General features: G+C 68.0%; 12 protein-coding genes. 10 read left to right on the plus strand and 2 right to left on the minus strand.

Annotated elements, in window-relative coordinates; all coding sequences use genetic code 11:
* Positions 1–229 precede the first annotated feature (229 nt).
* From infA to rplQ, 7 genes are all read left to right on the plus strand, one after another.
* Positions 230–451 (plus strand): translation initiation factor IF-1, encoded by a 222-nt coding sequence (gene infA / locus UG56_RS20855; protein WP_011757309.1) that lies wholly within the window; start codon positions 230–232, stop codon positions 449–451.
* 27 nt (positions 452–478) lie between these two features.
* Positions 479–592, plus strand: coding sequence for a 50S ribosomal protein L36 (gene rpmJ / locus UG56_RS20860; RefSeq protein WP_008361054.1), 114 nt, complete (start codon positions 479–481; stop codon positions 590–592).
* Positions 593–737: 145 nt separating this feature from the next.
* Positions 738–1115 (plus strand): 30S ribosomal protein S13, encoded by a 378-nt coding sequence (gene rpsM, locus UG56_RS20865; protein ID WP_008361056.1) that lies wholly within the window; start codon positions 738–740, stop codon positions 1113–1115.
* Between the two features lie 71 nt (positions 1116–1186).
* Positions 1187–1588 carry a 30S ribosomal protein S11 gene (rpsK, locus tag UG56_RS20870; protein WP_008361058.1) on the plus strand — a complete coding sequence of 134 codons (402 nt, stop codon included), beginning with the start codon at positions 1187–1189 and terminating at the stop codon, positions 1586–1588.
* Between the two features lie 34 nt (positions 1589–1622).
* Positions 1623–2231: a 30S ribosomal protein S4 gene (gene rpsD / locus UG56_RS20875; protein ID WP_045550327.1), complete on the plus strand. Its 609-nt coding sequence runs from the start codon at positions 1623–1625 to the stop codon at positions 2229–2231.
* A gap of 149 nt (positions 2232–2380) precedes the next feature.
* Positions 2381–3397, plus strand: coding sequence for a DNA-directed RNA polymerase subunit alpha (locus UG56_RS20880; protein ID WP_008361061.1), 1017 nt, complete (start codon positions 2381–2383; stop codon positions 3395–3397).
* A gap of 74 nt (positions 3398–3471) precedes the next feature.
* Positions 3472–4011 carry a 50S ribosomal protein L17 gene (gene rplQ / locus UG56_RS20885; protein WP_045550328.1) on the plus strand — a complete coding sequence of 180 codons (540 nt, stop codon included), beginning with the start codon at positions 3472–3474 and terminating at the stop codon, positions 4009–4011.
* A 61-nt stretch (positions 4012–4072) separates the two neighbouring features.
* Here rplQ and UG56_RS20890 read toward each other — a convergent pair whose 3' ends face one another.
* Together UG56_RS20890 and UG56_RS20895 are read right to left on the minus strand one after the other, a co-directional pair.
* Entirely contained in the window at positions 4073–4729 is a 657-nt protein-coding gene (locus UG56_RS20890; RefSeq protein WP_045550329.1) for a hypothetical protein, read from the minus strand.
* 54 nt (positions 4730–4783) lie between these two features.
* Positions 4784–5731, minus strand: coding sequence for a ketopantoate reductase family protein (locus tag UG56_RS20895; protein ID WP_045550330.1), 948 nt, complete (start codon positions 5729–5731; stop codon positions 4784–4786).
* A 68-nt stretch (positions 5732–5799) separates the two neighbouring features.
* On the opposite strand from UG56_RS20895, the gene truA reads away from it, so the two are divergent.
* The 3 genes from truA to UG56_RS20910 all read left to right on the plus strand — a co-directional run bounded on the left by truA (position 5800) and on the right by UG56_RS20910 (position 7724).
* The gene (gene truA, locus UG56_RS20900; RefSeq protein ID WP_084101375.1) at positions 5800–6663 is read left to right on the plus strand and encodes a tRNA pseudouridine(38-40) synthase TruA; all 864 of its coding nucleotides are present in this window, start codon (positions 5800–5802) and stop codon (positions 6661–6663) included.
* Entirely contained in the window at positions 6650–7267 is a 618-nt protein-coding gene (locus UG56_RS20905; protein ID WP_045550332.1) for a class I SAM-dependent methyltransferase, read from the plus strand. The genes truA and UG56_RS20905 overlap by 14 nt, the downstream gene beginning before the upstream one ends.
* 76 nt (positions 7268–7343) lie before the next feature.
* Positions 7344–7724: a hypothetical protein gene (locus UG56_RS20910; RefSeq protein ID WP_045550333.1), complete on the plus strand. Its 381-nt coding sequence runs from the start codon at positions 7344–7346 to the stop codon at positions 7722–7724.
* The last annotated feature ends 83 nt before the right edge of the window (positions 7725–7807 follow it).

A 7807-nucleotide genomic window follows, 5' to 3' on the forward strand; every position in this document is an offset into this window, starting at 1 on the left:
TTAGGGCATTGCTGTTCTAGGGGTCTAGGCTTGGTAGTCGGTCCAACGTGGGTCTGTCTCGTCGTGCCTCGCGGCTGCCCGGGCAGCGCGCTTCTGTGCGCTCATGGGTGAGACATGCAGATGGCTTCACGAGGTCCACTCCGAGCATCGGAGAGGTTCCCGGACCGCCCGCGGGTCATCCGATCCGTGGTTTGAACGGTAGATGACCGACCAACAGATTGCAGAGGGCATGCCGAAGAAAGAAGGCGTGATCGAGATCGAGGGCACCGTCGTGGAGGCTCTCCCCAACGCCATGTTCCGTGTGGAGCTGAGCAACGGACACAAGGTTCTCGCCCACATCAGCGGCAAGATGCGACAGCACTACATCCGGATCCTCCCCGAGGACCGCGTGGTGGTCGAGCTGTCCCCCTACGACCTGACGCGCGGTCGCATCGTCTACCGGTACAAGTAAGCCGGTCTAGACAAAGAAAGGGCTGACATGAAGGTCAACCCGAGCGTGAAGAAGATCTGTGACAAGTGCAAGGTGATCCGTCGCCACGGCCGCGTCATGGTGATCTGCGAGAACCCGCGCCACAAGCAGCGCCAGGGCTGAGTCCCAGCTCGCAGCACAACTGAATACTTCATCGAGTCGCTAGGACGCAGGTCCGAAGTCACCTCCGGAGCAGAGGCCGGAGCCCGAGGGTGCCACCCCGGGACGCGACCCGACCGACACCTCTGTCGCAACCAGAAGGAACACAATGGCACGCCTCCAAGGTGTTGACCTTCCGCGCGACAAGCGCGTGGAGATCGCTCTCACCTACATCTACGGCATCGGCCGTACCACCTCGCAGAAGCTCCTCGAGGCCACCGGCGTCAACCCGAACACCCGGGTGCACGCTCTGGCCGAGGACGAGCTGGTCAAGCTCCGCGACGAGATCGAGGCCCAGGGCATCCAGACCGAGGGTGACCTCCGTCGTGAGGTCCAGGCTGACATCCGTCGCAAGATCGAGATCGGCAGCTACCAGGGTCGCCGTCACCGCCAGGGCCTTCCGGTCCGCGGTCAGCGCACCAAGACCAACGCGCGCACCCGCAAGGGCCCGAAGCGCACCGTCGCCGGCAAGAAGAAGGCCAAGTGATCCGACGCGCTCTGCGCGTTGATCTGGCTTTCGCCTCGATCTCACAGACCAGCCAACACAGGAGTTAATGCATGCCTCCGAAGACCCGTCAGGGTGCGACGAAGATCCGTCGCAAGGAGAAGAAGAACGTCGCTCAGGGCGAGGCCCACATCAAGAGCACGTTCAACAACACGATCGTCACGATCACCGACCCGACCGGTGCGGTGATCTCGTGGGCCTCGGCCGGCACCGTCGGCTTCAAGGGCTCGCGTAAGTCCACCCCGTTCGCCGCCCAGATGGCCGCCGAGGCCGCTGGCCGCCGCGCGATGGACCACGGCATGAAGAAGATCGACGTCTTCGTCAAGGGCCCGGGCTCGGGCCGCGAGACCGCGATCCGTTCCCTGGGTGCGATCGGCCTCGAGGTCGGCACCATCCAGGACGTCACGCCGGCCCCGCACAACGGTTGCCGTCCGCCCAAGCGCCGCCGCGTTTGATCCCCACCGAGACATAGAAGGAGACTGAAGAGTAATGGCCCGTTACACCGGACCCATGACCCGCAAGTCGCGCCGTCTCGGTGTCGACCTTGTCGGCAACGACGCGGCGTTCGAGAAGCGCCCCTACCCTCCCGGCCAGCACGGCCGCGGCCGCATCAAGGAGAGCGAGTACCTCCTCCAGCTTCGTGAGAAGCAGAAGGCTCGCTTCACCTACGGCGTGATGGAGAAGCAGTTCGCTTCCTACTACGCCGAGGCCCACCGCCGCGACGGCAAGACCGGTGACAACCTGCTCCAGCTGCTCGAGGGCCGCCTGGACAACGTCGTCTACCGTGCCGGCTTCGCCCGCACCCGCCGCCAGGCCCGCCAGCTGGTCGTCCACGGCCACTTCCTGGTCAACGGCAAGAAGGTCAACGTGCCTTCGTTCCAGGTCTCGGCTCACGACGTCATCGACGTTCGCGAGAAGTCCCTGGAGATGACCCCGTTCATCGTGGCTCGCGAGACCCACGGCGAGCGCGTCGTCCCCGCGTGGATCGAGGCCGTGCCGTCGCGCATGCGCATCCTGATCCACCAGCTCCCGGTCCGGGCTCAGATCGACGTCCCGGTCCAGGAGCAGCTGATCGTCGAGTACTACTCGAAGCTCTGATCAGCCCCACGCAGTAACGATGGCGAGTCCCCGGCGTTCAAACTTCACAGAAGACGTACGCCGGGGCCTTGCCGCCCCCACAGCCTTCCGTCATCACCCCTTGAAGTTCGGGTCCGTCAAATAGCGGTCGGCCCGGAAAGGACAAATCAGTGCTTATCGCACAGCGCCCCACCCTGTCGGAAGAGTCCGTCGAGGAGTTCCGCTCCCGCTTCGTGATCGAGCCCCTCGAGCCGGGCTTCGGTTACACGCTGGGCAACTCTCTTCGCCGCACCCTGCTCTCCTCGATCCCCGGTGCGTCGGTCACCTCGATCAAGATCGACGGCGTTCTCCACGAGTTCTCGACCATCGAGGGCGTCAAGGAGGATGTCACCGAGATCATCCTCAACCTCAAGGGTCTGGTCGTCTCCTCCGAGCACGACGAGCCTGTCACCATGTACCTGCGCAAGTCCGGTGCCGGTGACGTCACCGCCGCCGACATCGCGCCGCCGGCCGGTGTCGAGGTGCACAACCCCGACCTGAAGATCGCGACGCTGTCCGACAAGGGCAAGATCGAGCTCGAGCTCGTCGTCGAGCGTGGCCGTGGCTACGTCTCCGCGGTCCAGAACAAGGGCGCCGAGAACGAGATCGGCCGCATCCCGGTCGACTCGATCTACTCGCCGGTCCTCAAGGTCAGCTACAAGGTCGAGGCGACTCGTGTCGAGCAGCGCACCGACTTCGACAAGCTCGTCATCGACGTCGAGACCAAGCCGTCGATCGCTCCCCGCGACGCGATCGCCTCGGCCGGTAAGACCCTCGTCGAGCTCTTCGGTCTGGCCCGCGAGCTGAACGTCGACGCCGAGGGCATCGACATCGGCCCGTCGCCGGTCGACGAGCAGCTCGCCGCCGACCTCGCCCTCCCGGTCGAGGACCTGCAGCTGACCGTCCGTTCCTACAACTGCCTCAAGCGCGAGGGCATCCACACCGTGGGTGAGCTCATCTCGCGTTCGGAGCAGGACCTGCTCGACATCCGCAACTTCGGTGCCAAGTCGATCGACGAGGTCAAGCTGAAGCTGCACGAGATGGGCCTGTCCCTCAAGGACAGCGCTCCGGGCTTCGACCCGTCCGCCGCCCTCGCCGCCTACGGTGACGATGACGACGACGCGTTCGTCGAGGACGAGCAGTACTGAGTTTCCACCAAAACCGCCCCGTGAGGGGCGTCTACCCCGGTACCTGATACGGCCGGAGAGAAGGAGCAGGCACGATGCCTACCCCGAAGAAGGGTGCCCGTTTCGGCGGCTCGCCCGCGCACCAGAAGCTGATCCTCTCGAACCTCGCCACCGCGCTGTTCGAGAACGGCCGCATCACCACCACCGAGGCCAAGGCCCGGCACCTCCGCCCCGTCGCGGAGAAGCTGATCACCAAGGCCAAGAAGGGTGACCTGCACAACCGTCGCGAGGTCCTCAAGACCATCCGCGACAAGTCCGTCGTGCACACCCTCTTCACCGAGATCGCCGAGCAGTTCGCGGAGCGTCCGGGTGGCTACACCCGGATCACCAAGATCGGTCCCCGCAAGGGCGACAACGCTCCGATGGCTGTGATCGAGCTCGTCAACGAGGCGTACGAGCCGAAGACCAAGGCTGCTCCGGCTGCCGCGGCTCCGGTTGCTGCTCCCGTCGAGGAGAAGGTCGAGGAGGCGCCGGTCGAGGAGACCGCCGCCGAGGAGACCGAGGTCGTCGAGACCGAGGCTGCTGCCGAGGAGGCTCCCGCTGCGGAGACCACCGAGGACGAGGCCAAGGCCTGATCTGCTCTGAACTGTGGCCCGTCACCCGCGAGGGTGGCGGGCCACTGTCATCTCCCGACTGTCACTGCCCGGCGGCCTGCTCGGTCCGGTCGAGCAGCCAGCAGACCACCCCGCCGAGGACCAGGACCAGGGTCGTCGCGAGCGTGGTGAATGCGGTCACGATCAGCATCACCGCGATGTTGTCGATGGACACGTCCGGCGTCAACGTGAGCGACAGCGACGCATGCACGCCGAGGAGCAGCAGATAGGTGACCGGGAGCCCGATGAGCCAGCGGCGGCCGGTCCAGGCAGCGCATCCCCAGCCGGCCAGAACCATCACCAGGAACAGCGGTCCGAGCAGACTGGCGACGGCCGCGCTGTAGAGGTCGAGCAGCCGGGGCAGCCCGTACCAGAGCCCCGAGCTCAACAGCCAGGAGAGCATCGGCAGCACGATCCCGAGGAGCCGGCCCGTCGGGGTGCGGGCGATGTACGCCGCGCCCGCTGCCACCACGGCGTACACCAGTGCGTTGAGCACGATCGTCGCGATCGTGGTGAGGGTCATGCTGGTCTCCGACGCGTCGAGGACGTACGTCAGGACGAGGCCGACCAGTGCGATCGCGAACTGCAGGATCACCACGGCCACGATCACGACGATGGTGGCGGCCCTGGTCGACCGGCGGGACGCCCCGGCGACGTGGGTCGGCGGGAACGGCGACGGCGGCGGCGCGGCATAGCTCATGCCAGGCAGACTGCCCGATCCGCTGCCGGGTGACCACCCCTTTCGGGTGGATGGTCAGAGACCGGCGAGGAAGGCGGTGCCGTCGAGGCTGCCGGGCTCGGCGCCGGTGCGGGCGATGTCGTGGACCGCGCGCTGGATGGCCTCGTTGACGGGGGTCGGGACGCCGTGGAGGCGACCGAGCAGCACGATCTCGCCGGAGAGGTAGTCGATCTCGACGCCGGTGCCGCGAGCGAGGCTCTGCCACGTCGAGCTGTGGTTGCGGCTGCCGCGGCTGGTGATGTGGCCGGCCCGCCGGGCCCGATCCTGCTCGGAGGTGACGACGCTGATGCCGGCCGCGTCGAGAGCGGCCTCCGCCTCGGCCAGGCACCGGGCGTAGATCTCCTCGTCGCTGGCACCGGGGGTGATCGCCGCGTTGATGCCGTTGCCGAGGTTGTTGAGGAGCTTGCGGTACTTCCACGCCATGATGTCGGGACGCGGCTCGCTCAGGAAACCGGCCTTGACCAGGTCGTTCGCGATCGCGGTGGCGGTCTCGTCGACGCCGGTGGGGTAGCGGCCGATGTCGAGGATGCCGGGCCTCTCGCCCGAGTCCTGCACGACCGTTCCCGGCGTCAGGAAGGTGGCGGGGAGGACGACATGGATGGCGTACGTCCGGGCGAACCGCCGCAGGATGCGCGGCTCGTTCGCGACGCCGTTCTGCAGGGCGACGACCGGAGTTCCGGCCGGGGCGTACGCCGCCAGGTCCTCGAGCGCGGCCTCGGTCTGCTGGCCCTTGACGCTGAGCAGCACAACGGTGTCCTCGGTCCAGGAGACCTGGCTCGCGCCCTCGACGGCGGGGACGTCGAGGGTCAGCACGCCGTCGGGGGTGTCGAGGGTGAGTCCGGCGTCCTGGATCGCGCGCAGGTGCTCGCCGCGGGCTACGAGGGTGACCTCGACCCCTGCTCGGTGCAGCAGTCCGCCCACGACGCCGCCGACCGCGCCCGCTCCGAAGATCACATAGTGCATGGACAAAGTGTGGCAAAGCGTCCTCGCGCATTCCGCTCGGGGCAGGTGTTGCTGGGACAATGAGTGACGTGCGCATCAGGATCGACCTCGCCTACGACGGCACCATGTTCCACGGCTGGGCGACCCAGCCGGGGCTGCGTACCGTCCAGGGCGTGCTGCAGGACGCGCTGGCGACCGCGCTGCGGGTGCCGTCGACGGGGGAGCGGTCCCTGGTGTGGGTCACGGTCGCCGGGCGCACCGACTCGGGCGTGCACGCCCGCGGTCAGGTGGCGCACTTCGACATCGACGCCGAGGTGCTCGAGTCCTCGCGGGGACGCTCGGAGCAGTCGCCGCTCGATGCGCTGGTGCGCCGGCTGAACGGGATCCTCCCGGCCGACCTGCGGATCCGTGCCGCCATCGAGGCGCCGGAGGGGTTCAACGCCCGGTTCTCGGCGCTGTCGCGGCGCTACGTCTACCGGATCGTGGACGACCCTGCGTACGTCGACCCGCTGCAGCGCGGCCACGTGCTCTACCGGACCCGGCCGCTCGACCTGTCGCTGATGAACGTCGCCTCCGCCGATCTCGTCGGGCTCAACGACTTCGCCACCTTCTGCAAGCCGCGCGAGGGGGCGACCACGATCCGCGACCTGCGCCAGCTCAGCTGGGAGCGGCGGCCCGACGGGATCATCGAGGCGACCGTCCTGGCCGACGCGTTCTGCCACTCGATGGTGAGGTCGCTGGTCGGGTGCCTGATGGTGATCGGGGAGGGCCGCAAGGACGTCACCTGGGCCAAGGAGTCGCTGGCCACACGCTCACGGTCCTCGTCGATCCCGATCGCGCCGGCCAACGGTCTGACCCTCGAAGAGGTCGCCTACCCGCCCGACGAGATGCTGGCGGCCCAGCACGAACGCACCATGAACCGCAGAGAGGCGAGCGAGCTTGACCGGGACTGACGACGAGCACTACTTCTCCGCCGACCCGTCGGTGCCCTTCGAGCGGATCCCCGTCTCGGCCACCGTGTGGGACATGGACCTGTCGCTGGTCTCGGGGTCGGGAGTCTTCGCCAAGGGCCGCCTGGACATCGGCACCTCGGTGCTCTTCAAGGAGACCGAGCCGCCCTCGCTGAAGCCCGGTGCGCGGATCCTCGACCTCGGCTGCGGCTACGGCGTGATCGGGCTCGCGCTGGGGCTCGTCGCTCCGGAGGCGTACGTCACCGGCGTCGACGTCAACGAGCGGGCGGTCCTGCTGGCCAACGAGAACGCGGCTGGTCTCGGGATCGGTGACCGATATCGCGCCGCGGTCCCGGCCGAGATCGACCCGGAGGTGACGTACGACGAGATCTGGAGCAACCCGCCGATCCGGATCGGCAAGCAGGCGCTCCACGAGCTCCTCCTGACCTGGCTCCCGCGCCTGGCCCCCGGCGGCCGCGCGGTCATGGTCGTCGGCAAGAACCTCGGCGGCGACTCGCTCCAGCGCTGGCTCGGCGAGCAGGGGTTCCCGACCGAGCGGATCGGCAGCGCCAAGGGCTTCCGGGTCCTGGAGACGCGCCGCGCCTGAACGGTCCAGGTGCCGGTTTCCGCCGTCTCGCGCGTCTCGGGGCCGGTTGCGCAGGGTGCGCTGGGAGACTCCGCCCATGACCAACCGTGTGATGACGACTCCCGCGCTGACGAACGGGCAGCGCCTGGCCCGCTCCTACCAGGCCTGGGGCGTGGCCGCGCTGGTGAGCCTGGTGACGGTGCTGCCCGTCTACCTCGCGGTCACGAGGTCCGGGATCGAGCTGTCGCGGCTGGAGAGCGTGCCGCTGATGATCGTCGTCGGGCTGATCGGGCCGGTGCTCGGGGCCTTCCTGAGCGCACGCGCCGGCCTGGGCCGGTTCTGCACCGGGGCCGCGTTCGTGATCATCGCGACCCCGATGACGAGCCTCCCGCTGCTGGCGATCCCGGCGTACGTCCTGGCGCCCTGGATCGCCGTGGCGATCAGCGAGGAGCCGGCGCCGCAGCAGTGGAACGGCTGAGACATCAGTCCGGGACCGGCCTCATGCCCCACCTGACCCGAGTCGGCCCGTTGTGACGCAGACACCGCCGAGTCGGCTCGTCT

Origin of the sequence: Nocardioides luteus, from assembly GCF_000960475.2 — a bacterium.
Classification (GTDB): Bacteria; Actinomycetota; Actinomycetes; order Propionibacteriales; family Nocardioidaceae; genus Nocardioides; species Nocardioides luteus_A.